This window comes from Phragmitibacter flavus (genome assembly GCF_005780165.1).
Taxonomy (GTDB): domain Bacteria; phylum Verrucomicrobiota; class Verrucomicrobiia; order Verrucomicrobiales; family Verrucomicrobiaceae; genus Phragmitibacter; species Phragmitibacter flavus.
In genome coordinates this window covers 168,751-193,757 of the sequence record NZ_VAUV01000013.1, presented here as the reverse complement: position 1 = coordinate 193,757, position 25,007 = coordinate 168,751, and the positions used below count along the sequence as shown (strand labels likewise).

The 25,007-nt window shown below is 55.9% G+C and carries 18 protein-coding genes; 9 read left to right on the top strand and 9 right to left on the bottom strand.

Features of this window, described 5'->3' with window-relative positions; all coding sequences use genetic code 11:
* Together FEM03_RS24815 and FEM03_RS17895 are read left to right on the top strand one after the other, a co-directional pair.
* Positions 1-363: hypothetical protein (locus FEM03_RS24815; RefSeq protein ID WP_206171067.1), on the top strand; the 363-nt coding region annotated here is incomplete at its 5' end.
* Positions 290-703 (top strand): cupin domain-containing protein, encoded by a 414-nt coding sequence (locus tag FEM03_RS17895; protein ID WP_206171066.1) that lies wholly within the window; start codon positions 290-292, stop codon positions 701-703. The genes FEM03_RS24815 and FEM03_RS17895, both read left to right, overlap by 74 nt.
* Before the next feature lie 150 nt (positions 704-853).
* Here FEM03_RS17895 and purE read toward each other — a convergent pair whose 3' ends face one another.
* The 5 genes from purE to FEM03_RS17870 form a co-directional block, all read right to left on the bottom strand.
* Complete coding sequence (gene purE, locus FEM03_RS17890) at positions 854-1,348, bottom strand: 5-(carboxyamino)imidazole ribonucleotide mutase (RefSeq protein ID WP_138087654.1); 495 nt, start codon at positions 1,346-1,348, stop codon at positions 854-856.
* Positions 1,349-1,357: 9 nt separating this feature from the next.
* Positions 1,358-2,527 carry a 5-(carboxyamino)imidazole ribonucleotide synthase gene (locus tag FEM03_RS17885; protein ID WP_138087653.1) on the bottom strand — a complete coding sequence of 390 codons (1,170 nt, stop codon included), beginning with the start codon at positions 2,525-2,527 and terminating at the stop codon, positions 1,358-1,360.
* 222 nt (positions 2,528-2,749) lie between these two features.
* Positions 2,750-4,339 (bottom strand): tetratricopeptide repeat protein, encoded by a 1,590-nt coding sequence (locus FEM03_RS17880; RefSeq protein WP_166442961.1) that lies wholly within the window; start codon positions 4,337-4,339, stop codon positions 2,750-2,752.
* A gap of 74 nt (positions 4,340-4,413) precedes the next feature.
* A complete protein-coding gene (locus FEM03_RS17875) occupies positions 4,414-5,244 on the bottom strand; it encodes a PEP-CTERM sorting domain-containing protein (RefSeq protein ID WP_206171065.1) in 831 nt (276 codons plus the stop codon).
* A 313-nt stretch (positions 5,245-5,557) separates the two neighbouring features.
* Positions 5,558-6,136: a DUF4256 domain-containing protein gene (locus FEM03_RS17870; RefSeq protein ID WP_138087650.1), complete on the bottom strand. Its 579-nt coding sequence runs from the start codon at positions 6,134-6,136 to the stop codon at positions 5,558-5,560.
* 405 nt (positions 6,137-6,541) lie between these two features.
* Between FEM03_RS17870 and FEM03_RS17865 the strand changes: the two genes are divergently transcribed.
* The 3 genes from FEM03_RS17865 (at position 6,542) to FEM03_RS17855 (ending at position 10,120) form a co-directional block, all read left to right on the top strand.
* On the top strand, positions 6,542-7,615 hold the full coding sequence (locus FEM03_RS17865) for a substrate-binding domain-containing protein (RefSeq protein WP_138087649.1): 1,074 nt from the start codon (positions 6,542-6,544) through the stop codon (positions 7,613-7,615).
* 72 nt (positions 7,616-7,687) lie between these two features.
* Positions 7,688-9,001, top strand: a complete 1,314-nt coding sequence (gene rsmA / locus FEM03_RS17860; protein WP_166442960.1) for a 16S rRNA (adenine(1518)-N(6)/adenine(1519)-N(6))-dimethyltransferase RsmA — start codon at positions 7,688-7,690, stop codon at positions 8,999-9,001.
* A 120-nt stretch (positions 9,002-9,121) separates the two neighbouring features.
* The gene (locus FEM03_RS17855) at positions 9,122-10,120 is read left to right on the top strand and encodes an OmpA family protein (RefSeq protein ID WP_138087647.1); all 999 of its coding nucleotides are present in this window, start codon (positions 9,122-9,124) and stop codon (positions 10,118-10,120) included.
* A gap of 400 nt (positions 10,121-10,520) precedes the next feature.
* Here the strand turns inward: FEM03_RS17855 and FEM03_RS17850 are convergent, their stop codons facing one another.
* From FEM03_RS17850 to FEM03_RS17835, 4 genes are all read right to left on the bottom strand, one after another.
* Positions 10,521-11,375: a hypothetical protein gene (locus FEM03_RS17850; protein WP_138087646.1), complete on the bottom strand. Its 855-nt coding sequence runs from the start codon at positions 11,373-11,375 to the stop codon at positions 10,521-10,523.
* A 68-nt stretch (positions 11,376-11,443) separates the two neighbouring features.
* Positions 11,444-13,492 (bottom strand): hypothetical protein, encoded by a 2,049-nt coding sequence (locus FEM03_RS17845; protein WP_138087645.1) that lies wholly within the window; start codon positions 13,490-13,492, stop codon positions 11,444-11,446.
* Entirely contained in the window at positions 13,489-14,454 is a 966-nt protein-coding gene (locus FEM03_RS17840; RefSeq protein ID WP_138087644.1) for a fibronectin type III domain-containing protein, read from the bottom strand. Before FEM03_RS17840 ends, FEM03_RS17845 begins: the two co-directional genes overlap by 4 nt.
* A complete protein-coding gene (locus tag FEM03_RS17835) occupies positions 14,451-15,182 on the bottom strand; it encodes a hypothetical protein (RefSeq protein ID WP_138087643.1) in 732 nt (243 codons plus the stop codon). The genes FEM03_RS17840 and FEM03_RS17835 overlap by 4 nt, the downstream gene beginning before the upstream one ends.
* Positions 15,183-15,751: 569 nt before the next feature.
* On the opposite strand from FEM03_RS17835, the gene FEM03_RS17825 reads away from it, so the two are divergent.
* The 4 genes from FEM03_RS17825 (at position 15,752) to FEM03_RS17810 (ending at position 24,988) form a co-directional block, all read left to right on the top strand.
* Positions 15,752-18,007 (top strand): prolyl oligopeptidase family serine peptidase, encoded by a 2,256-nt coding sequence (locus FEM03_RS17825; RefSeq protein WP_166442959.1) that lies wholly within the window; start codon positions 15,752-15,754, stop codon positions 18,005-18,007.
* 85 nt (positions 18,008-18,092) lie between these two features.
* Positions 18,093-21,524: a transglutaminase family protein gene (locus tag FEM03_RS17820; RefSeq protein ID WP_138087641.1), complete on the top strand. Its 3,432-nt coding sequence runs from the start codon at positions 18,093-18,095 to the stop codon at positions 21,522-21,524.
* 46 nt (positions 21,525-21,570) lie between these two features.
* On the top strand, positions 21,571-24,081 hold the full coding sequence (locus tag FEM03_RS17815; RefSeq protein WP_138087640.1) for a circularly permuted type 2 ATP-grasp protein: 2,511 nt from the start codon (positions 21,571-21,573) through the stop codon (positions 24,079-24,081).
* A 25-nt stretch (positions 24,082-24,106) separates the two neighbouring features.
* Positions 24,107-24,988 carry a transglutaminase family protein gene (locus FEM03_RS17810; protein ID WP_138087639.1) on the top strand — a complete coding sequence of 294 codons (882 nt, stop codon included), beginning with the start codon at positions 24,107-24,109 and terminating at the stop codon, positions 24,986-24,988.
* Positions 24,989-25,007: the final 19 nt, after the last annotated feature.

The following is a 25,007-nucleotide window of genomic DNA, read 5'->3' as shown; positions in this document are numbered from 1 at the left end:
GTAGGCGCGGCAGCATTTCTTCTCGGACTTTTTGACTCATCGGCATGGGTATGGGTTGCCGGTGTCATCCTTTTTGAGTCAACGACCTTTTTTCCTCCGCCCATCCACCCCGCCCCCGGTGTCAAAACTTTTGAGGCAACAGGCGATCGGATGAGAGTCGGTGATTGTGTTGGGCAAATCGATGAATTCGTCTATGATCCGGCCTTTAACCCGAATAAATATGGAAAAACAAAATCTCGATCAGACTCCACAGGAAGAGCGGGCATCCCCCGGCGGAAAGTTTCACGTTATGCAGAAGCATCTTTCGCTGGCCATCGGCGGGAAAAAGGATTGCGGGTTGGAGCGGGGTGGTCATCCATTTGATGTGAGTGAGGTGCGCATTCCGGCGGGCAAGACCAACTGGCCGCTGCATGTGCATAGCAAACAGTGGGAGTTTTATTTGGTGAAGTCCGGCAAAGGATTGGTGCGGACTTCGGATGGCGAGATGGAGATTGGCGTGGGCGACTATTTGATGCAGACACCGGGCGTGGCGCACCAAGTCATCAATCAGGGAAACGAAGATCTGGTGATGCTGGTGATTGCGGACAATCCGGCGGCGGACATGATTCGGTATCCGGCGAGCAAAAAGTATTTTTTGAAGCCTTCTCGGGTGATGTTTGGCGAGCTCGGTGAATCAGTCGAATATTACGAAGGCGAGGAGTAGCTGCCGTGGCCGCCAATGGACGGCTATCTAAAGATTCAGGGAGCGAGGGTTGAGGTGGGCAGAATGCCTCTTGGAGTTTATTCTCATGCGAGCAGGAAGACGCCGTCAACTTGCTGCGCACCTTCGAGCCAGGGGAATATGCCGACTGATTTATTCGAGGGTGACAACTTTGGACCGTGACTCGGCGGCGATGCGCCTGCGAAAGGCGAGCAACTTCTCGCTGATGGACGCATCGGAGATGGCGAGGATTTGCAGAGCGAGGAGGCCGGCGTTGCGTGCATTGCCGATGGCAACGGTGGCCACGGGGATGCCGGCCGGCATTTGCACGATCGACAACAGGGAATCGACCCCGTTGAGCGCCTTGGACGTGACGGGCACCCCAATGACGGGAAGCACGGTGTGGCTGGCGGCCATTCCTGGCAGGTGAGCGGCGCCTCCAGCTCCGGCGATGATGACTTTTAAGCCTCGCTCCATCGCGGTTTGTGCATAGGTGGTCATGTCGTCGGGGGTGCGGTGAGCAGAGACGACACGTGCTTCAAATGACACGCCAAACTCACGACAAATTTCTGCGGCGGCGCGCATGGTCGGCCAATCGGAGTCGCTTCCCATGATGATGCCAATGACGGGGCTGGTGTCTTCTTTCATGATATCAGTTCAGTCTTCGAATCGAATGTGCCCGGCGGCAAGTTCTGCGGTGGCGAGTGCCGCAAGAGGTGTTTCGCCCAAGGCAGTGACATGGCCCATTTTCCGGCGGGGTTCGGCGCGCAGTTTTCCATAGAAGTGGAGGCAGGCACCTGGAACCGCCATGGCGTCTGCCAGGCCGACGGGAGAACCTTTGCCGGACTTCTCCGCGAGGATGTTGACCATCGCAGCGCCGCTTCGCAAGGCGACGCTTCCAAGAGGGAGACCACAGACGGCGCGGAGGTGGTTTTCGAACTGGGAGCAATCGCAGGCTTCCAGCGTGTAATGTCCTGAATTATGAACGCGCGGTGCCATCTCATTCAAACGCAGGGTGCCATCTTCGAGCATGAACAGTTCGATGCCGAAACTGCCGACGCCGTTGACGGCTTCGACGGCTCCGACGGCCATCTTGTAGGCGGCGTTGGCCTGCTCCGGCGTGATGGCGGCCGGAACGAGAACGCTGCTGCAAACATGGTTGTGTTGACGGGATTCCACCACGGGATAGATGGCGGTGGTGCCCGTGGTGTTCCGGGTGACGATGACGGCCAGTTCCATGGTGAACGGACACCATTTTTCGGCATACAAACCCGCCGCGAATCCTCCAAGCTTGTTCACTCCTGCCTGCAGATCGGCAGGCTCACTGACGGTGAAGTTGCCGGTGCCATCATATCCCAGGGTGCGTTTTTTCAGGACGAAAGGAAAACCAAAAGTGGAAACGGCAGTTTGCAGTTCGTCTTCGTCAGCCACCGGCATGAAATCCACGACGGGAATGCCGAATCTGCCCAGCATTTGTTTTTGCACCAGTTTGTCCTGCACAAGCCGCATGGTTTCCGACGAGGGCAATACGGTGTGTCCCTGCCGCTCAAGTGCGGCCAGTTTGTCGGCTTCCACAAACTCGTTCTCGACCGTGATCACATCGACTTTTTGTGCAAAAGCGAGAAGGGCTTCGGGATCGGACCAGCTTCCTAAAGTGTGCTCGGCAGCCGCGCCTTTGGCCGGGCAGGTGGGCGAGGGATCGAGCACGTGGACGCGCATTCCCAGCTGTGACGCGGATCTGGCAAGCATCAGGGCGAGCTGTCCGCCGCCGAGGATTCCGATGACCAGGGGCCAGTTGGTGTTTGCGTTAGGGGAGTCGTGGGGCATTGGGCGGCTGATCTAGGATGGTGAAAGCTGGCATGCGTCTCGTGTCGGCGGGAAATGGTCACGAGAGGGAGGGGGAAAGTGATAGCCAGTGATGGGGTGAAGTAAAGCGCGGGACTTGCATTTGGGAGGGCAATCCTCGCGACGGCGTGAGCCTTGTTGATTGGGTCATTGGAACGACACCCTGCATTCAACCAAGGTGGAAGCACCTTGTTCGCCCACGTTCTATTGGCGCAGGTGGGCGGGGATGCGTGACTGGATTTGGGCGGCTTCCTCGGCGCGGTTGAGTTGGGTGAGGCAGTGGCTCATGGCGTTCAGGATCATGAGGGAGTCGGGACGGAGGAGGTCGGCTTTCTGAAAAGCTTCCAAGGCGGCTTCGAGGTCTTGATGGGCGCGATGGGTGGAGCCGAGCAGATACCAGGATTCGGCGCGTTTGGGGAAGGCGACGGTGAGACCTTGTGCGGTGGCGACGGCGGACTGGAAGTCGTTTTCCTTCATTTGCAGGATGAGCAGGTTGTTCCACGCGGAGAAGAGGGGGCGGTCACCTTGGGTGGCGGCACGAATAAATTGCTGCCGGGCGGTGGCGGTGTCGTTTTTGCTGAGGGCGAGGACGCCAAGGTTCACATGGGCAAGCGCGTGGTGGGGATAGTGGGTGACGATGTGGCGAAAGAGGGTTTCATCGTCTTTCCAAATGAAGCTTTGTTTGTGGGAAAGGGATGACCAGACCGCGATGGGCACCGCGCAGACAACGACGCCGACGACGGTGGAGAAAGGATGTCGCGAAATGGTGGTGATTTGGTGGAACAGCGCGGCGATGGCAAACGACAAGGCGAGGGAGGGAAGGTGATGCATCCGGTCGGAGGTGAAAACCATGGGCGAGGGGATGATGCCGCTGATGGGAACCAGCAGGATGAGCCAGCAGAACAGCGGCAGGGCAACAGGGCGGAGTTTGGGGGTGAGCAGGGCGGCGAGAATGCCCAGGATGATTGCGATACCCCCGGTGACCCAGGGCCAGGCAGGGACTGGTTGGACCAGTTCGGGGGCGAGGGAGGCGGGGGCGAGGAACGTCGCAACGTGATGCGAAACGATGGCAAGGGCGCGGGTCATTCGGTCAAGCAGGCTGATGGAGGAGGGATCGAAGAGCATTTCCTGCGTGGTGTTCATGCGCCATGAAATGAGCACGACGGCGATTGAAAGGCCGAAGAAAGGGACGGTGCGTTTCAGGGCGGTTTTCCAGGGGATGCCACGCGCAGATTCGACAACCAAGATCAGCAATGGGGCGCTGACTCCGGAAGGTTTGGAGAGCAGGGAAAGGGCGAAGAACAATCCCGCGAAGATGCGCCAGGGGACGGTTGCGTTGGGTGTAGAAATGTTGGGGCGCTCAGTCCAGGTTTGGGAATAACAGAGAGCGGCGGCGAGAATCCACAGAGTGGCCCAGAGGTCTTTTTGCGACGAAACCCAGGCGACGCTTTCCACGCGTTGCGGATGGATGAGGAAGGTGGCAGTGGCGATGATGGCGGCCCAGCGCCAATCAGGTCTTTGGCCGGCGAGAAGCAGCCAGAGCAGCAGTCCGGCGAATGCGTGCAAGATAAGGGAGGTGAAGCGAAAGAGGAAGGCGTGGGGTGGCGGGCCGGCGAGGTCGGTTTGCGCGGCCATGGCCAGCCAGGTGAAGGGCATCCAATTGGCTTCGGGAGCGGTGGTAAGGGCGGCTTTGAAGGAGGTGAGCGTGAGCCCACCTGCAACTACCGGATTTTCTGTCACATAGGCAGAGTCCTCCCAATGCAGGAAACCATATTTCCACACAGGGAAAACCATGGTCACGGTAATCAGTGACACAAAAAAGGCGACCGTTAAGGTCGCCCAGAGCCGGGTGGCAGGTCCTAACCCGATCATCTTGGGGATCGTCTGCGACGAATTAGAGCGAATCCAGTCAGGCTGAGAAGAACGAGAAGGCTGGAGCTCGGTTCGGGAACTGGAGAAGTTACCGTCAAATCGTCAATAAACACATTCGTTTTGTTGTTGGTGTTCTGGAAAGTGATGTTGTCGAGGTTGTTGCCAATGTTGAGGTCTCCGGTGGTAGGCCAGCCGAGGTCTGCGCTGATGTAGGTGTGGGTGGCAATGCCGCTGTCATAGCGAACGACCTGCACATTGTAGGTGTCGCCCCGGTATTGGTTGGGATTCTGTCCATGAAGCACGTCGATGGAGTAGGTGAACTCGTATTCAATGCCCCTGCTGATGCTGTTGGCTGCGGCCCCGATGTTCCATACGTCAAACGCCTGATTGCCGTTCATGGGGTCGTTCAACAAGGATTGAGGAACAATGATGTTGTTGTTATTTGAGGTGCCGAAGGTAAGGCTTCCGTTGTTGATATCGCTCTTCCAGACTCCCAAAAGTGAAGTTCCCTGGTTGCTTTGACCTTGATACATGCGGAAGCCAAAGTTGCCGGTGATGGCGGTGTTGATTTCGAATCCAATGTCAAATTGAATGGAATAAGTTCCCGCAAAGGCACCATTGGCGTTCTGGCCAGGGCGGGGAGTGAAGACATTGGAAAGACCATTAAAATTTCTGGTGGTGGTCTGAGAACCACTGCCATTGAAGAGAAGACTTCCATTGACCACGGTTCCATGGCTCCAGGAGTTTGACCAGCCTGAGCCCCCGCTGAGGGTGTTGGACGAAAAATCGTCTTGGGCAATGGTCTGGCTTTGGGCATCCGACTCCAAAACTGAAAAGATTAGGATGGTTGTAACCAACGAGAAGAACGGAAGACTTTTCATTTCGGAATGGAGATTTTTCGAAAGAATTTCGATAATCTGAAAGATTCTGGAAATTCGCTATAATTGGGCATGTAATTAGCAAAAATTGCGCCGAGCGCAACAACAATATAGAAAATATGGTTTTTCTAAGCGGTCACTGGACGAATTGTGGGGTTTTATCCAGGAACTTGATAACAATTCTCATTGTCTGCAAGAGCGCGGTGTTCTTACATGCAACTGTTCTGAATTGCAAATTTTTATTCGTTGACATCGACTGGAGTTAAACTGACAGGGCTCCCCTAAAGCCTCTAACGCCATAATACGATTGCGCTCCGTTGTGATAGATGAAAACGCGGCCAAAGCGGCGGTCACCAAACAACGCCCCACCGAGTTTTCTCAATTCGGCTGGCGTTTTCACCCAACTGGAGGTTTTCATGTCAAACTCGCCGAGTTTTTGCAAATCGTGGTATTGTTCTTCGGTCAAAAGCTCAATGCCCATTTCGGTCGCCATGTCGATGGCGCTGGTTTTGGGTCGGTGTTCTTTCCTCGATTCCAGACCTTCGCGGTCATAACAAACGCTGGTCCGGCCTTTTGGGGTTTCTGTTGAACAATCGAAAAACAGGTATTCGTCGGACTTTTGGTCGTGACCGACGACATCGGGTTCACCGCCGGATTGTTCCATTTGATGAAGCGACCACCATTTCTCGGGGTGAGCTTCCAGCTTTGCCTGAACCTGTGCCCATTCAATACATTGGTGACGGTGCATGTGCTTGTCGAATCGTGTCCGCAGGGTGCTGAGCAATTCTTCGTGTTGATCGGGCGTCAGGTGCTTTTTATCCTTGGGCTGTTTTTTAGTCATAAATCGGGATGAGTTATTAAGTCGATTCAAAGGACCGTTTTTGTCTCTGACACGGGATGCCGATTGGCGAAGGCGGGGACCCGGCGCTGTAGAGTGGCCCTATTGAATAGATGAGCCGCCAGTCTGCCGCGCCCACGAAACGACGACACAAATACGCCCCTGGCCAAAAACATGGCGCGACGGATAAACCCCCGAAAACCAGTAACGCCGAATCGACCAGGGACGCTCTGAACTATTCAGGGTTTCTCGGAGAACTTCAAGCAGACAGTCATCAAATTAGCAAATCTCATGAATTTTTGTGGATGTATGCAATTTCTTGAAGTGACACTGGGGGAGAATTTGAAATTTTTGAAAAATATGAGCGTGAAGCTTTCGGGGGTGAGAGGGTTGTGATAGCACTGGAGGATGCCTTTTCGATGGAAGTTGATGAATTTTGCTCCTGCCCGGGTGGCGGCGTGTGTGGCGGTGCTGGTGTTAGGTTTGGTAGGGTGTGGACCAGTCGATCCTGGTGCCGGGGCTGAGGATGATGGCAGAGAGGGGACAGGTGCAGAAGGACGCACGAAGATTCTGATGGTGACGGATAGTTTTGTGACGCCTTTTCGGAACTATCAGGTGCAGATGCTGGCGGGGTTGATCCGTTCCCGTGCCGGAGTGGATTTCAATGCGATGGATGTAGGTGGCGACGCGTTGTTGCAGGCGGGATTGCTGGACAAGGCAGTGGCGGAGTCGGTGGATGTGTTGTTGGTGTTTCCGTTGTTGTCTGATGCGGTGGTGGAGGCCTTGCAAAGAGCGCAGCAGCAGGGGGTGAAGGTGGTGGTTTTTGGAGGGGATCTGCCTGGAGACGCCTACACGGCGGAGATTGCGGCGGATGAAAAATTGATCGGACGTCTGGCAGGGGATTTTGTGGTGAGCGCGTTAGGTCAGAAGGCAAAAGACGAAGGATTTATGGAAGTGCGGGGCCGGGTGGTGCAATTGCGTGGCGGTGAAGAAGATATGGCTTCGGAGTCAATGGCGGCAGGCTTTTCGGAAGCGTTGCAAAAAGAGCCGGGGATCAAACTGGTGCACGATGCGCCTGGCGATTGGATTGAGGAGTCGGCAGGATTGCGGATCAATGAGGCGATTCGATTGCAAAAGACCTTTGACGTGGTGTTTGCGCAAAACGATTTGATGGCCGTGGGGGCGTCGAAGGCGTTGACGGTGGCGGGAATGCGGGATGCGGTTTTGGTCATGGGAGTGGATGGCGCGCCGGGATCGCAGGGGGGGATGGAGCGGGTGAGGCGCGAGGAGTTGGAGGCAACCATCTACCGTCCGCCGTTGGTGGATGTGGCCTGGACGTTGCTGCAGCATTGGCTGGATGACAGGGCGGTGGCATGGCCGAAACGAACGGTGGTGAAACCGTTTTTGATGACGGCCGAGGAGGCAGCCAAGCAGACCGGCAGGGGGTTGCCGGTGCCAGATTTGAAGGAGGAAAAGGAGTAAGCGCCACCGGGTTTTCGTGGGTGGGACAAAAATGCCCTTGGCGTGGCGCGTGGCTTTACCTTAAGGATGGGGATGGCATTTGCACCGAAGAAAAGTCTGGGTCAGAACTTCCTCCAGGATGAGGAGGTTTCGCGCTGGATTGCGGACCAGATCGAGCCGGATGGCGCGGGGTATGTGGTGGAGGTGGGGCCGGGTCAGGCAGCTTTGACGCAGTATCTGGCGGGCAGGCCGGAGAAGTTGTTGTTGATTGAGAAGGACAATGATCTGGCATCACGGCTGCGGGCGCAGTTTGCCTTTGATGCCAAGGTGGAGCTTTGGCATGGGGATGCTTCGAAATTTGATTTGCGCGGACTGTTTGAAAAGGGACCGGTGAAGCTGATCGGGAATCTGCCGTATTCGATGGGTGGGGAGATTTTGCGTCACTTCATGACGCCGCCGACGCCGGTGTCGATGGCGGTGTTTATGTTGCAAAAGGAAGTGTGTTTGCGACTGGCGGCGAGGCAGGAGGACGATGAGTATGGGGCGCTGAGTCTGCTGGTGCAGCATGACTGGGTCGTGGAGGTTTTGCGCGTGGTTGGGCCGGAATCGTTCAAACCGCGACCGAGGGTGGATTCGGCAGTGGTGCGCATGACGCCGCGTCCGGAGGGGGAACTGGCGGTGCATGACCGGCGTTTGTTTGACCGGTTGGTGAGGATGGGATTTTCGCAGAGGCGCAAGCAGTTGAAGAATTTGTTGCCCGAAGCGCCGGGCGGCTGGGGGAGTTTGATGGAGCATCTGGGGAAAAATGTGAGTGTGCGGGCGGAGGAGTTGTCTTTGGTGGATTGGGTGAAGCTGACGCGATTTTATGAGGGGAGAAGCGGCGAGGATCGCGGTCAGGGACTGGACGAGATGTTTGATGTGGTGAATGAGCGGGACGAGGTGATTGGCCAGGCTCCGCGCGCGAGGGTGCATGCCGAGGGTTTGTTACATCGGGCGGTCCATGTGTTTGTGTTGAACAAGCATGGGGATTTGTGGCTTCAGCAGCGGTCGCATTTGAAGGACAAACATCCGCTGGCGTGGGACTCGAGCGCGGCGGGGCATCTGGATGCGGGAGAGGACTTTGAATCGGCAGTGCGGCGGGAGTTGAAGGAAGAGCTCGGGATTGAGACGGAAACGCGCAAGGTGGCGAAGATCGAGGCTTCGGAGCGCACGGGCTGGGAGTTTGTGGAGTTGCATGAGGCGCGTCACAGCGGGGCGATGACGTTTGCTCCGGAAGAAATTCGGACGGGATGTTTTTTCCGTGTAGAGCAGGTGGAGTCGTGGGTGAAAGCGAGGCCGGAAGACTTTGCTCCGGGTTTTGTGCGGTGTTTTGAAATCTGGAAAGCGCAGGGCGGATCGGATTGGTGAGCTATTAGAAAAATTTTCGGATTTTTGGTCACGAAGAGCTGGTGAAGGGGAATAAGGAGGTGATATGACGGTGTTTTTGCCGTCGCATTTTGGAGTCCTTTGTCAGTTCAATTCAAAGCTATGAAAACGGTAAATCAGTGTGTTGTGGCTACTTTTGGTGTGGTGGCATTTGCGATGGCCGCTTCAGCGGCGGACATGGTCAAGGGCAAAGATCCTGAGGGCGTGAAGCGCTACGAGGGATCGACGTTGATCGCGCATCAAACTCCAAAATATGATGAGTATTTTGCTCCACAAGGGAAGGAACGCAGCTTTGGCAAAAGCAATCCTTTTGGGGAATCGGCATTAAAACTGGAGGGGCATGTGGAACGCTGGACTTATCTGGTGCCGGATGCTGAAAGAACGACCTTGGAGGTGTTTGTGAACTATCGCGATGAGTTCAAGCGGCTGGGATTGGAAACCGTGTATGCGCCGGGGCAGGACGAGGATGGCTGGACGGGTCCGACTTATGGAGACTACGCATCGAAGATGCAGTTGGGACAGATCCTCGAATACAATGAGAACGAAGAGCGGTTGATGATCGCCAAAACGAAGGATGCGGAGCCGACTTATTATGTGCTGTTTGTAACGTCTTATGCGGACGGCATCATTCCGACGCGTCTTGACGGGGTGTTGAAGAAGAAAATGCCGTTGGTGCAACTGGATGTGATCAGTCCGACAGTGATGGAGGAGAAGATGGTGTTTGTAAAGGCGGAGGAGATGAAGTCGACGCTGGACAAGAGCGGTCACATTGCGTTGTATGGACTGAACTTTGATACCGACAAGGATGAGTTGAAGGAGGAATCAAAGCCATCATTGGCAGAAGTGGCGAAGTTGTTGAAGACCAATCCTTCGCTGAAGCTGTATGTGGTGGGTCACACCGACAATGAGGGATCGGCGGAATACAATGTCGATTTGAGCAAACGTCGTGCGGCGCATATTGTGAAAGCCCTTGGCAGTGAGTATGGCATCGCGGCGTCGCGTCTGGCCTCGCATGGTTCCGGATTGTATTGTCCGGTGGCGACGAACGGAACTGAAGAAGGCCGCGCCAAGAATCGCCGGGTGGAGCTGGTGGAGCAGTAGGCGGGTGGCGCGTTAGACTTGTGATTTAGTGGAAGAGCTTCCGTGCAAAAGGAATGCGGCTCTTCTCGAGGGGCGTGTCGATTCGAGAACTGTCCCCGGCCCCTTCACATCAAGATGCTGTGCCCAACAAAGATCACAGGTAGTGACCCGATGCGTCATAGAAAAAATCAGATGAAAAATGTTGCAATGCGCGGACTGACCCACGGACTGACGGACTGACCCACGGACTGACCCCCGGCACGGACACCAGCACCATCAACGGGGTTGCCCAGAAGTTCAGATGTGGCTTGTCGGGCGGTGGAGGGGGTAGCTGAATCTCCTTGGGGCCGTCGCAAACGGTCCCATCGGCATTTTGGGTTCGTGACATCATAAACTGTAATGCCTCATTCCTCTGTCTCGGCTACTTTAGGAGCTTACGAAAAACCAGCCAAGTGCATCCGCCCACAGCGATTGCTGCCGCCAGCCAGATAAACCATTCATTGCTTTGGGAAGGTGTTGCCGGTTTGGATGGCTTTGGCGTGGATGCCACAGTTGGAGAAAAATTGAGACGCGGGCGACTGTCAGGGGTCAGCGCCTGACCTGCAGCGATTTTCGCTTCTAGGCGTGCTTTGAGTCGCTTGATGTTGTCCGCTCCAGATTCATCGTTTTTGGCTTTCAATTGCTCGATGAATTTATCCATCGCAGGTAATGCTTTCACACTTCCCGCATTTGTCAACACAAGTGCTGCCTCTACACTGGCATTCCAATAGGGGTAGTCCGTCATGACGCGAATGATCAAGTCTTCGTTTTCTTCGGTAAAGTCTCGGGCGAGCACAACGACGGCTCCTTCCAGAAAGTAAGCAGGAAGAAATTTAAAAGCCTCAAATGGCGTTCCAAGGTTTTTGATCACCTCCTGTTTTATCGCCTCGACATCCTTCACATCGAGGTCATCGCGTAGGGCAAGTGCTTTAAGAATCCGTATAGCGTCCTCGTTGCCGCGATCGGGCGGCTTGTAGTGGTCCCTCAAAAAAGAATAAATGTAAGGTTTTAACCCAGGCCGCGTGCGAATGTCTTCGTCTTTGATGCGCCGTTGTTCCTGGCGTAGTTTTTCGAGGGCCTGTTTGACGTATGCTTTGTCCGGATTTTTTTCTAACTCGCTCATTTCTGAAGTATAGGGGGTGCCACCAACAACAAGTCCGTAAACCTCGTTAATAAGAGTCGGATCGAGTTTTTCCGTTTGTTCAGGCGGGGTGAACGCGGTTGATTGGCTGATCAAGCAGGCGCAAGTAAAACACATGGCTACCCACTTCAGCCATACGCCGGGGTATTGTGAACGATAGAATCTCATCGGGTTGCTTTTTTGAAGATTTGTTCTTCCTGTTTTTTGAAAATGCGTTTGCCGGAGTTGTGGTGCTTGTTGTTATCCGTTGCTCTTTTCATGAGATTGTGTTGGAGTTTATACGGGAGAGCTGTTGGATCATCGTAGTCTCGATCTACTTCTTTCGGTGTCGAACCTACATAGTGACCACGATACTTTTCGGCGGTATGGACGATTTCGTGAACCATGGTAAAAATGGTGTGGTTTACTGAATTGATGAAGACGCGGTGGGCTTTGCCTGATGGTGGCCGAAAGGTATAACCATTGATGTCACGGTCGGTGCCGTCGTTTGTAGGCTTTTTGAGTCGGTTGCAATAAAAGACATGAATGTCGCTGGCTTTTACGGTAGGAATGGTGGCAGCGATTCTGCTTTCGCTGGTGTTGGGGGCATTGGGCAACTCCGATTGAAAGAAATTTGACGATGACAGGCCGGTTGAGGAGAGGGGAATGTCGATGTATTCCACGTCCAAGACGGCTCCAATCTGTGCGAGGCGTTCGTTGGCAACAACGACTTCTTCTTCAGCCTTTTGACGCACTGCTGCCACACTCGGATGCACGTCGCTGAGGATGCCGATTTTGGCGTTGAACCGAGCATGAATTTTCACCTGGCGTTCCAGGTTTTCAAAAGGAACCGCGCTGCTGCCTTCGGTGCGCAGGCTTTTGACCACGACTTTGCCCCCGAGAGTGACTTTGTGGGTGTAGGTGCGGCGCTCTGGATGTCCTGCTGGATAGCGATGGGTGACGCCATTCGCCAGGACTGCGACGGGGGCCAGGTTGTCTTCGTCGTCGGACACCAGCACCATCAACGGAGTAGCCCAGAAGTTCAGATGTGGCTTGTCGGGCGATGGCGGGCGTAGTTGAATCTCTTTGGGGCCGTCGCACACGGTTCCATCGGCATTGCGGGTTTCCAATTCAATGAAGTGTATCTTGTCGCTTCTCAGACCAGTGAAGGTAATGCGAAAGGAGTCTTCATCAAGAGAAGGCCAAATTTCATGAGGCGCATCAGGGTCAATTGGATGGGGAAGCAGGGAGTTCTCCAGTTTGGCGACTCGTAGTTCGGTGGCGTGGGCAAGCTGCCGGTCGGTAAAATCGGTGCCTGGGGGAGGGCTTGCCGGAGGAGAGGACGGGGTAGGGCCGGAGGGGTTGTCTTCAATGGGTTCCTCCATGGGATCTCCGCCTGGCAGTGGAAGGACGAGGACTTCGCCGTGAGGTCGGCTGCTGGGGACATCGGGTATGGCAAAGCCGATGGTGTGAATGTCGGCCCAACGCCCATAGTCGCCAGAGCCAGTAATGGGAACGACTTGCTCTTCACCGAGCAATGCTCCCGCCGGAAGGGTAAGGGTGAGCGCCTTGTAGCTTTCAATCTGGTTCTCTTCAAAACTCGAATGAGTCATGTTGGAAGGGCCAATATTGTATAGACTGGTTCCCCATATCCTGACCAAAAAATGTCTTTTGATGTCGATGGAAAGCGGGGTGTCGCTTCGCAGGCGCAGGTATTGTGAAGTTAGCCACCAGCGTTTGGATTTGTTATTGGGGTTGCTGTCGTTGCTTTCGGCCATGATGGCTTCGGCCATTTTTTGGGGCTCACCTGATGATCCCTCAGGGGGCGGCACGACTTCCTGAATGCCGGTCTGCCAATATTCCCCGGCTTGGATGGTTTCCACGGAGATCATGCCGGGAATCGACAGGTAGCCGGGCATGGACGAGCTTTCCACCAATTCGGGTTCACTGCTTTGCGGATCGCCTCCAAGGTCCCAGCTGCTGGTCCTGCGCCAGGTGGTGATCGTTTGTCCGTTGCTGTTGGTCGTCACAAAATGCTTCGCGACACTGCTGGCGGCTCCGGCGCGGATGACGTTTGACTCGACCTTCACGTTGCGGCCCAGGTAGTCAGCAGGGATGGCTTGTGCTTCGGGACTTGGCGGTGAAGTCTGGGTGGCGAAACTGCAGGCCAGCATGAGGGCGAACCCGGTGACGCCCAATGCAAGGGAAAGGTTTTTGATCGATGAGGGATTCATGGCAGTGTGCCTCCGCTTCTAAGGCGGAACTTCACCAGACGGTGTTCTTCCAGGCCAGTGACACTGTGCGCTGACACCCCTGCGGGCACCACTTCGAGCATTTCCCAGGTGGCACCGTGGTCAAGGCTCGACTCGACGGTGGTGGGCAGTTCGGGATGGGTGAGCGTCCAGGTAAGATCAATGCGGTCTGCGGCCATGGGTTTGGCCACAAGGTTGGTGGGTGGAACCAGTTGCTGATCGTAGACTCCTGCCCACGTGGCAATTTGGACGGTTTGTCCGGCGACGGTCACGCTGGCCTGGAGAGAACTTATTGCACCCACCTGTTGGGGCAGCTTCACATACACAATGGCTGCGGTCGGCCATTCGATGGCAGACCGGATGTTGAGAGTCGAACTCCAGTCGCTGGTGCCATTGGCTGAAAGCAGGGCACCGCCTCCCTGAACGGTAAACTGAACAGGAGCGTTTTGCAGACCAAATGACACCTGCACCGACAGAGGAATGGGCAGAACCTCGCCAACGTTGCCCCATTGGCCACCGCCTGCGATGATTTCCAAAGTGGGGAGAATCCCGTTGTAGTAGTCGCGCAAATCAGTGCCTGCTAGCAGCTCTTCCCAGTCGCTGTAGGAATCGCCATCGCCATCAAATAGTTTGGGATCACCGCCAGGATGATCCCTAATGATCAAGCGGAAGAACTGGCGTTCCGCGTTTGTGCCCAGCCCCCAAGTGAGGGTTTCGTCGGCACCTTCCTCCAGAAAAGGAAGATAAGCCCAATCGATCAAATTTTCGGATGTCTGGAGATAGTAGATTTTTTCTGAACGTCCCCACCACGAGATGCTGAAAGCTTCGGTGGAGGCTTCATTTGAAATCGTAAAACTTTCGTTGGGATTGGTGGGCGTTTGGCTGAACAGAAAATTGGTGGCCAAACCCAGGCTCACCAGAACGGTGAGAGGCAGACTTTTCACGGCTTCACCTCCGTAGAGGTGGAGGGGTGTGTTTGGCTCTTGATGGGCCAGAAATGGATGATGGTGTCGGGTTTTGGCTCCTCTTGTCGGAGCAGTTCTTGCTCTAAGCGAACCGTATTAGCTGCTTCGCGTTCGCTGCGTTGCTGTTTCAAGGCTGCCTTGTTGGCATCGTAAAATGCATGCAGGGCATCCATTGCCTCCAAGTCGGGATCATTCGGCGCTTGTTTCTTGTCGGTTGGCAGTAAAAGATATTGGGCGTGGCTGCCGGTAAATCCTGTAAGTGCTGGCAGCGCAGGTTGATTAGCGGAACGGGCCGATGCTTTGTCGGTGCCGATTCCAAGGACCACTCCGTGAATGGAATCGGTCGTTTCAAAATGGCCGATACCGGCAATGTCCAAAAAATCGACATTACTGAAAGCATGATGCTTGGTGTCACCAGAACCCCAGCGCAGTTCAGTAATGGGGCCGGGATAGACCGTGCACGAGACGAGCAAAACGTGCATCGGTTTGGAGGGTTGCATCGGATTGATGACGGGGGCCGGTTCCGGGGCAGGGCGGGGCGGGGATACAGGAGGTTCCACACGTTTGAAAGTGACTTTGCGCCCGCTGGGTTCGACGATTTGTGTTTGCTCCAGCACCTTGAAAGATGGGGCGGGAGATTCGGCTTGGATCACCGACAATGCCGCCGAGATAGTAGGGACGGCAAGAAAAAAGCGGAGGTCAAGCATGCAAATTTTACTGGGGTTAGGTGTGAAGTGTTTTCCACGGAGAAACTATCATTTATCGAGTGAGTATGCCACTCGTAAAGTCAGGACGGGGCAATGCGTCCCAGGTCGCGTCGCTCGCATGGTTCCGGATTGTATTGCCCGGTGGCGACGAACGGGACTGAAGAAGGCCGGGCCAAGAACCGTCGGGTGGAGCTGGTGGAGCAGTAAGGGTTGGGGTTAGTTCAGTCTAGCCGGAGTTATCGATTCAAGCACCCTTGTGAAGGAATGTTCGTCCTTACAAGGGTGTTTTGTTTTGGTGGAAATGGAAGAGAGATGGAATGAAACGCGTTGAGTGAAGACCGATTTCGAAGATGAGAACTTTGCTCTGGGTAGGCGTGATGATGTGGGGGATGCCGTTGGGTGCGGAGGTAGACTTGCGTGATCATGGTAAGGGTAAAAGGGTGGAGGCATTGAAAAAAGCGGCGATGCGCGCAGTGTTGGGGGATGAGGTGCGGTGTTTTTGGTCAAGTGAAGGGGGCCCGTTGGTCTGCCGCTTGGACACTTCGATGGACGGGCATGAATTTTTTACCGTGGGTCTGATAAATGGACGGAAGGGGCTGGCTTTCGATCACGACCTGTTGGCGCGTTTGCTGGCGACGGCGACGGGCAAAACCGTGGAGGCAAAAAAGCTTCCGCTGGAACAAGTGGACCTGGGGCGGGAAGGAAGGCGGTTGCAATTTCTGGCGTTGGGACGCGCTTGGGTGTTTGATGTCCAAAGCGGGGAACTGGCAGTTGATGAAACACCGCCAAAACCCTTGATACTACAGGCTCCCAAACAAGGTGCGAAAGGGAAACATCGTGATGGTCCGGCGACCTTGTTGAGGGTGAGGAATGAGATGAGTGAGGTGATCAAGTTGTGGTGGTTGAAGCGTGATGGAGGCAAGGTTTCCTACGGGGAGGTGGAAGCGGGGAGCGAGCGGGTTTTGCAAACCTTCGGGGGGCATCGCTGGTTGATGACGGATGATGCAGGGGAGGAACTGGCGGTGGTGCGTGCGCCTGATTTTCGAGGGCTGGCGAAAATCACAGGCAAGGTGACGGAGCCGCAAGAGCGCCGTGAAAATGTTTCGCCAGATGGACAATGGCGGGCGTCGATTCGAGAGAATAACCTGGTGATTGAGCCGGTGCAGGGAGGCGAGGTGATCTTTTTAAGTCGCGATGGAGCGGCGGAAGATCGCTATCAGGGTCCATTCAAATGGTCGCCTGATTCAAAACACCTGGTGGCATTTCGGGCGAAGCCGGTAAAACTGCGTCAGATTCATCTGGTGGAATCCTCGCCGAAGGATCAACTGCAGCCGAAGTTGCGAACGGTCGATTATGCGAAGGCAGGGGATGAGATCAGTCAGCCCAAACCGCGATTGTTTGAAATTGAGGGGCGTGGCGAGATCAAAGTGGGTGATGGTTGGTTTGATAATCCGTGGTCGATCAGCGAACTGGCATGGACGGCCGATTCATCGGCATTTTCATTCGTTTACAATCAGCGAGGGCATCAGGTGATGCGGTTGCTTTCCGTGGATTCCACGTCGGGGAAGGTGAGGTTGATTCATGAGGAGGCGAGCCGGACGTTCATTGATTATTCCCAGAAGTTTTTTCTGAAGCATCTGGCGAACACTCGTGAGATGATCTGGGCTTCAGAACGGGATGGATTCAATCATCTCTATTTGATCGATGAGGCGGCGGGCGGGATCAAAACGCAGATCACACGAGGGGAATGGAATGTTCGCGAGGTTTTGGAGGTGGACGAGGAGGGGCGTCGATTGTTGTTAAAAATCGTGGGGATGAAAGGGCAGGATCCTTATCATGAACATCTGGCCAGAGTGAATTTTGATGGTTCGGATTGGGTGGCGTTGACCGATGGAGACGGGACGCAGCGCGTGGAGTTTTCACCCGACAAAAAGCGATTGGTGGCGACGTGGTCAAGGGTGGATCAGCCGCCGGTGACGGAACTGCGGGATGCACAGACAGGTGATCGAATTGCAGAGATCGCCCGCGCCGATGATGCGGCTTTGCGCCAGTTAGGGTTGGGGAGAGTCGAGCGGTTTGTGGCGGCGGGCAGGGATGGAAAAACGCCGATTTATGGGGCGATCATCAAGCCGTCGAATTTCGATCCGGCGAAAAAGTATCCGGTGGTGGAGGAAATTTATGCGGGACCTCATGGGCATTTTGTGCCGAAGGCTCACCACGCGTGGTCGGGGATGCAGGAGATGGCGGAGAATGGATTTGTGGTGGTGAAAATCGACGGGATGGGAACGAACTGGCGCTCAAAGGCATTTCATGATTTGGCCTGGAAAAATTTGGCGGACTCGGGATTTCCAGACCGGAAAGCCTGGATAAAGGCTGCGGCGGGCGAGCGTCCGTGGATGGATCTTGAACGGGTTGGTATCTATGGCGGAAGCGCCGGGGGGCAGAGCACGGTCGCAGCCTTGTTGCATCATGGGGATTTTTACAAGGTGGGCGTGGCGGACTGTGGATGTCACGACAATCGGATGGACAAAATATGGTGGAATGAAGCCTGGATGGGATGGCCCGTCGATGAGGCTTATGAACGCAGTTCAAATGTCGTGCATGCGTCGAAACTGCGCGGCGAATTGATGCTGATCGTAGGGGAGTTGGACTCCAATGTGGATCCTGCTTCAACTCTGCAACTGGCGGGGGCTTTGCAGAAAGGCGGGAAGGATTTTGAGATGGTGACGGTGATCAATACAGGTCACGGCGCGGCAGAAACAGCGTTCGGCAAAATGAAACGCGCCAACTTTTTGATGAGGCATCTTTTGGGAAACGGCCGCTGATTGGAACGATCACATCAGGTTTTTATGCGATTTGTCGAAATCGAAACAGGCAATTCGGCATGAGGAGTGCTTTAGTGCATTGCCCATGTCGATTCACGCTGCCCTCCATCACCGCACCACCTACACCTATGACCGCAGCGTGACGCTGGGTCCCCAGACGATCCGATTGCGTCCTGCGCCGCATTGTCGGACCAAAATTTTGAGCTATTCGCTGAAGGTCGAGCCCTCGAAACATTTCATCAACTGGCAGCAGGATTCCCATGCGAACTACCTGGCGCGGCTGGTTTTTCCAGAAAAAACGCAGTGTCTGGATGTGACGGTGGATCTGGTGGCGGAGATGTCGGTTTACAATCCGTTCGACTTTTTCCTCGAGGAGTATGCGGAGGAGTCGCCGTTTGTGTATGAAGCGTGGCTGAAGAAGGACATTGCGCCGTATTTGGAAATGGCGGAGGTGGGGCCGCTGGTGGAGGCGATGGTTGTGGAGTGGAAGGCGAAGCCGAAGATGCGGACGATTGACTACCTCGTGGGGCTGAATTCGGAGATGCAGCACCGGGTGAGTTATTTGATCCGCATGGAACCCGGGGTGCAATCGCCCGAGGAGACGCTGAAATTGGCGAGCGGATCGTGTCGGGATTCGGGCTGGTTGCTGGTGAATGTGTTGCGTGGGCTGGGCTTCGCGGCGCGGTTTGTGAGCGGGTATTTGATCCAGTTGAAGGCCGATGTGAAGTCGCTGGACGGACCGAGCGGCACGGAAGTGGATTTTACCGATTTGCATGCGTGGTGTGAGGTTTATCTGCCGGGAGCCGGGTGGATCGGGCTTGATCCGACGTCGGGGTTGTTTGCTGGTGAAGGACACATTCCGGTGGCATGCACGCCGGAGCCGATGTCGGCCGCGCCGGTGAGCGGGGCGATTGAAAAATGTGAATCGGTGATGCATCACGAAATGACCGTGACGCGGATTCATGAGTCGCCGCGGGTGACGATGCCGTATTCGGAAGCGGAGTGGCAGAAGATCGTGGAGTTGGGTCGAGCGGTGGACAAACGTTTGAAGTATGGCGATGTGCGCCTGACGATGGGGGGCGAGCCCACGTTCATTTCGATTGATGACATGGACGGGGCGGAGTGGAATTTCACGGCGGTGGGTCCGAAAAAACGGGCCTTGGCGGGAGAGTTGCTGAAGCGCATGCGGGCGAGGTATGCGCCTTCGAAGGGGCTGCTGCATTATGGACAGGGCAAATGGTATCCGGGTGAAGTGTTGCCGCGCTGGTCGCTGGGTTGCTGGTGGCGCAAAGATGGGCAGCCGATCTGGAAAGATGAGTCGCTGGTGGCGGATGAAACCAAGGATTATGGGCATGGTGTGCGCGAGGCACGAGTGTTTGCGGACCGCTTGATGGATGTGCTGGGCGTGAAGGGGAGTTTCCTGACGCCGGCGTATGAGGACATTTATTATTATCTGTGGCGCGAAGGGAAGTTGCCTGCCAACGTGGAGGTGACGGATGCGCGCCTGAAGGACAAGCAGGAGCGTGAGCGTTTGCGTCGTTTGTTTTCCAAAGGTTTGGGAAATGTGGTGGGTTATGTATTGCCGCTGAAGTGCCAGGCTGAGGGTGAGGAGATTGAATGGGTGAGTGGTCCATGGAAGGTGCGCGACAAGGACTTGTTTTTGATTCCTGGTGATTCGCCGATGGGTTACCGCCTGCCGATGGATGCGCTGCCGTGGGTGAAACCGGAGGAGGCGGAGATCGCCTATGAGAAGGATCCGTTGGAGAAGCCATTGCCGTTGGGCGAACTGCGTCCGCATCCGTCTTCGGTGAATCAAGGAGCGGTTAAGGGAACGGGCAAAGACAAGGCGGCATCGGCGTTGAAGCCGTTGTTGGAGCGTCAGTTGCATGTGGCGGTGGAGGGCAGTGCGGAGGCTCGTGAGGTGGCGGCGAAGCTGGCCAAGGTGGCGAAGCTTGCACCGTTGGAGCGGGATCATGGTCGTGATCCGGCATTGAATGAGAGTGCCTCGTGGGTGGTGAGGACGGCGTTGTGTGTGGAGCCGCGCGAGGGTCGGCTGCACATCTTCATGCCGCCGGTGGAAGAGGTGGAAGGTTACCTGGAGTTGGTGGCGGCGATTGAGGAGACGGCAAAACAGCTGAGTCTTCCGGTGATTATTGAGGGTTCAACCCCGCCGTTTGACATGCGGCTTGAGGTTTTGAAGGTGACGCCTGACCCGGGGGTCATTGAGGTGAATTTGCATCCTTCATCCACGTGGGATGAGCTGGTCGAGAAGACCGAGACGCTTTATGACGAGGCTCGCTTGACGAGATTGGGCACGGAGAAGTTCATGCTGGATGGTCGGCACACGGGCACAGGCGGCGGCAACCACATCATCATTGGTGCGGCGACGCCGACGGATTCGCCGGTGCTGCGTCGTCCTGATTTGCTGAAGTCGCTGCTTTGCTACTGGCAGAATCATCCATCGTTGAGCTACCTTTTCACCGGTTTGTTTATCGGGCCGACCAGTCAGGCACCTCGGGTGGATGAGGCGCGCAATGACTCCTTGTATGAATTGGAGTTGGCGTTCAATCAGGTGCCGGATCCGGGCGGGGCGTATCTGCCGCCCTGGACAGTGGACCGGTTGTTCCGCAACCTTTTGGTGGATGCGACGGGGAACACGCACCGGGCGGAGTTCTGCATCGACAAGATGTTTTCGCCGGATTCGAGCACGGGTCGTCTGGGGCTGTTGGAGTTGCGCAGTTACGAGATGCCGCCGCATGCGCGCATGAGCGTGTCGCAGCAGTTGCTTTTGCGGGCTTTGGTGGCGCATTTCTGGGAGAAACCGTATCGCGGTTCGCCGGTGAGATGGGGCACGGAGATTCATGATCGCTGGATGTTGCCGCACTTTTTGTGGGACGATTTCAGTGATGTGATGTCGGATCTTCAGGGCAGTGGATTCCACATGAAAAAGGAGTGGTTTGAGCCGCACTTTGAGTTCCGTTTTCCATTCATTGGTGAGTTTGTGCAAAGAGGGGTGCAGGTAGAACTGCGCAGTGCGCTGGAGCCTTGGCATGTGTTGGGGGAAGATTCCTCGGCCGGATCGGTGGTGCGTTATGTGGACAGCTCGGTGGAGCGTTTGCAGGTGAAGGTTTCGGGAATGATCGGCGACCGTTTTGCCATGATGGTGAACGGGAAACGTGTTCCTTTGCATCCTACCGGGATCAATGGCGAAGGGGTTTGCGGGGTGCGGTATCGCGCATGGCAGCCGCCGAACTGTTTGCATCCGCTGATCGGTGTGGATGCCCCGTTGACGTTTGATCTGGTGGATACTTGGAACCAGCGTTCGATGGGCGGTTGTCGCTATCATGTGGCGCACCCGGGTGGACGCAGTTACGAGACGTTGCCGGTGAATGCGTATGAGGCGGAAAGCCGTCGCCTGGCGCGTTTTGAATCCATTGGTCATACGGGCGGGCCGTTGGAAGTGCCTGCGGCGGTGAAGTCGGGCGAATTTCCTTTCACGCTTGATTTGCGCGAGTGAGAACTCTGGGCATGGGTAGTTGGTGATCTTGGAAGATGATGGCCTGATGATGCAACCCCCACCCGCCAATGTCAGTGTCGCGGCTTTGCTGGCGGCGTGCAGAGCGACCGGTTCGGGCTTCGATGAAGCTCGCGGCGCTGATGGACTGCCGCGTGCAAGCTGGAAGGGCTTTCTCGAGGGGCTGGCCCAGATGGAGGTCAGTGATCTGGCGGTGCGTCAGGAGGAGGCGAGTCGACTGCTGCGCGAGCACGGGGCGACCTACACCATTTATGATGATCCGCAGGCGGCGGACCGGCATTGGAAGCTGGACATTCTGCCGTTGGTGATCGGTGCCAAGGAGTGGGACTGGTTGGAGAAGGCGTTGAAGCAGCGTTCGAAGCTGCTGCGCATGATCGTGCGCGATTTGTATGGTCCGCGTCGCTTGTTGAAGGAGGGTTGGGTGCCTCCGGGGATGCTGTTTGCGAATCCGGGGTTTCTGCGGGCGGCCCATGGCATTGAGCCGGCGGGCGGGATGTCGCTTTTCCATCATGCGGTGGACATCGCGCGTGATTCGAGTGGTCGCTGGCGGGTTTTGGCGGATCGGACCCAGGCGCCATCCGGCAAAGGGTATGCTTTGGAGAACCGGGTGGTTTTGACGAGTTTGTTTCCGGATGAGTTTCGCGATCTGAATGTGGAACGTCTGGCGGGATTTTTCCAGATTGAGCGGGACAGCCTGCGGTCGCTGGCTCCGCAGAACAAGCATGATCCGTTGGTGGTGCTGATGACGCCGGGTCCGCTCAACGAGACGTATTTCGAGCATGCGTATAAGGCGCGGTATCTTGGGTTCACGCTGGTGGAAGGGGCGGATTTGACGGTGCGGGATCGTAAGGTGTTTTTGAAGACGCTCGAGGGGTTGCGTCAGGTGGATGTGATTTTGCGTCGGGTGGATGATACGTTTTGTGATCCTTTGGAATTGCGCAGCGAGACGTGGTTGGGGGTGGCTGGTTTGATGGAGGCCTGGCGGGCGGGGAATGTGGCAATTGCAAACGGAGTGGGCACCGGAGTGGTGGAGACGACGGCGATGCTGCCGTTTTTGCCGGGTCTTTGTCGACATTTGCTGGCTCAGGATTTGACGCTGCCGAATGCGGAAACGTGGTGGTGTGGGCAGCAGAAAGTGTTGCAGCAGGTGGAGGCCAATCTGGAACGTTATGTGATCAAACGCGCGTTTTTGAGTGGCGCAGGACGTCCGGAATTCGGGGCGAAATTGAGTGGGGCGCGGCGCGACGAATTGTTGTCGAGGATGCGGGCGTTTCCGCATGAATACGCGGCGCAGGAGTTGTTGAATCTTTCGACCGCACCGGTGTTTTACGGGGGCAGGCTGGAGCAGCGTCCGTTGGTGTTGCGTTGTTACATTGTGCCCAATGGCGATGACCTGGCGGTTATGCCGGGTGGATTGACGCGGGTGAGTCCGTCACCTCAGGGCATGGTGGTTTCGATGCAGAACGGCGGGGTGAGCAAGGACACGTGGGTGCTTTCGGATTCACCGGTGGAGCAACTGACCTTGATGTTGCCGCCGGTGGTGTCGATGCGTTCGGAGAAGAATGCGGGCGAGGTGCCGAGTCGGGTGGCGGATCATTATTACTGGCTGGGTCGGTATGCGGAGCGCTTGGAAGGGTTTGTGAGGTTGTTACGTGCCGTGGTGCAGCGGCTGGCGGGGGAGGGGAACGAGGATCAGACGCGTGAACTGGAGGCGATGGTGCCGTGGATGGTGGGCTTGGGCTATTTGCCGGATCGTTTTGGCAGTGGGCCAGTTGGCAAGGCATTGCTGGCTCGTTTGGCGGTGTTGATTTTGAGTCGGAAGAAGGATGGCGGGGTGCGTGATTTGCTCGGTCGTTTGCGTTACAATGCGTTTGCGTTGCGTGATCGGATTTCCGATGACACGTGGCGTTTGTGCAACCAGCTGGAGCAGGATTCGCAACCGCGTTCGCAACGCTTCAGTGTGCCTGAGGCGTTGCTGATGCTGAACAAGCTGGTGTTAGATCTGGCGGCGTTTTCGGGAATGGAGATGGAGAATATGACGCGTGGTCATGGATGGAGGTTTTTGGATCTTGGCCGGCGCGTTGAGCGGGCGGACAACTTGATGAGCTGGGTGAAGGCGGCGGTGCATCCTGGTCCGCGCAATGAGGCGGTGCTGGGTCCGTTGTTGGAGATTTGCGACAGTGCGATGACGTTCCGGCGTCGGTATCACACAAGGCCGCAACTGGCGCCGATCCTGGATTTGTTGATCGCGGATGAGACGAATCCGCGTTCGTTGATGTGGCAGTTGCAGCAGATGAGCCGTCATGCGTCGCAGTTGCCGCGTGATGGTCAGGAAGGGAACATCGGGGATGAGAAACGGCAGGTGGATGGGATGTTGTCGATCATTGCGAGCACGCATTTCCCGGCGCTGGCGCAGGCGGAGGATCGGGAGCCGGGCAATCTGTTGTCGCTTTGTGAACACATGAGCACGTCGCTTTCCAATTTTTCGAGATCGGTGACGCAGCATTATTTTGCGCATGCGTTGTCGCGGGTGAGGTGATTTAACTTGATGGAGGATTGACGGAATGATTTACGAGATTAGCCATCGAACGACCTATGTGTATGACGAGCCGGTGTCGATTTCGCATCACATGGCGAGGCTTTCGCCGCGGGCGATGGACACCCAGCGTTGTCTGGAGCATGAGGTGACGATTGAACCGCCGCCGACGGACCGGGCCGGGCATGTGGATTACTTTGGGAATCCAGCGTTGTTCTTTGCAATTCGCGGGGCGCATCGTCGGTTGACGGTGACGGCTCGCAGCAAGGTGGAGGTCAATGTGGGAGGATGGATCGATCATGCCAAGTCGGAGTCGTGGGAGGTCTTGCAGCAGCGTTGCCGGATGGATCGGTTGACCGAGGATGTGATGGCGGGTGAGTTCAGTTTTCCATCGCGATTGATTTATCCGTCGGAAGAATTTGCGGCTTATGCGAGGATCAGTTTTCAGCCGGGTCGCAGCATGTTGAAGGCGGCATTGGATTTGAATACGCGGATCAACAAGGAGTTTGCCTTTGATCCAGCAGCAACGGATGTGGCGACGCCGGTGGATGAGGCGTTCAAAAAACGGCGAGGGGTGTGTCAGGATTTTGCGCATGTGTTGATTGCATGTGTGAGGTCATTGGGGTTGCCGGCCAAATATGTGAGTGGCTATCTGGAAACGTTGCCTCCCCCGGGGAAAGTGAAGCTGGTTGGGGCGGATGCTTCGCATGCCTGGGTGAGTGTGTGGTGCGGGACGCAGTTGGGTTGGGTGGACCTTGATCCGACGAACAATTGCATTCCTGGAACGCGGCACATCACCGTCGCGCATGGTCGGGATTTTCGCGATGTGAGTCCACTGCGGGGGATTGTGATTGGGGAGGGCAGCCATGAGTTGTCGGTGGCAGTGGATGTGAATGCGGTGCCGACGTAAGCAGATCATTTTTTAATTA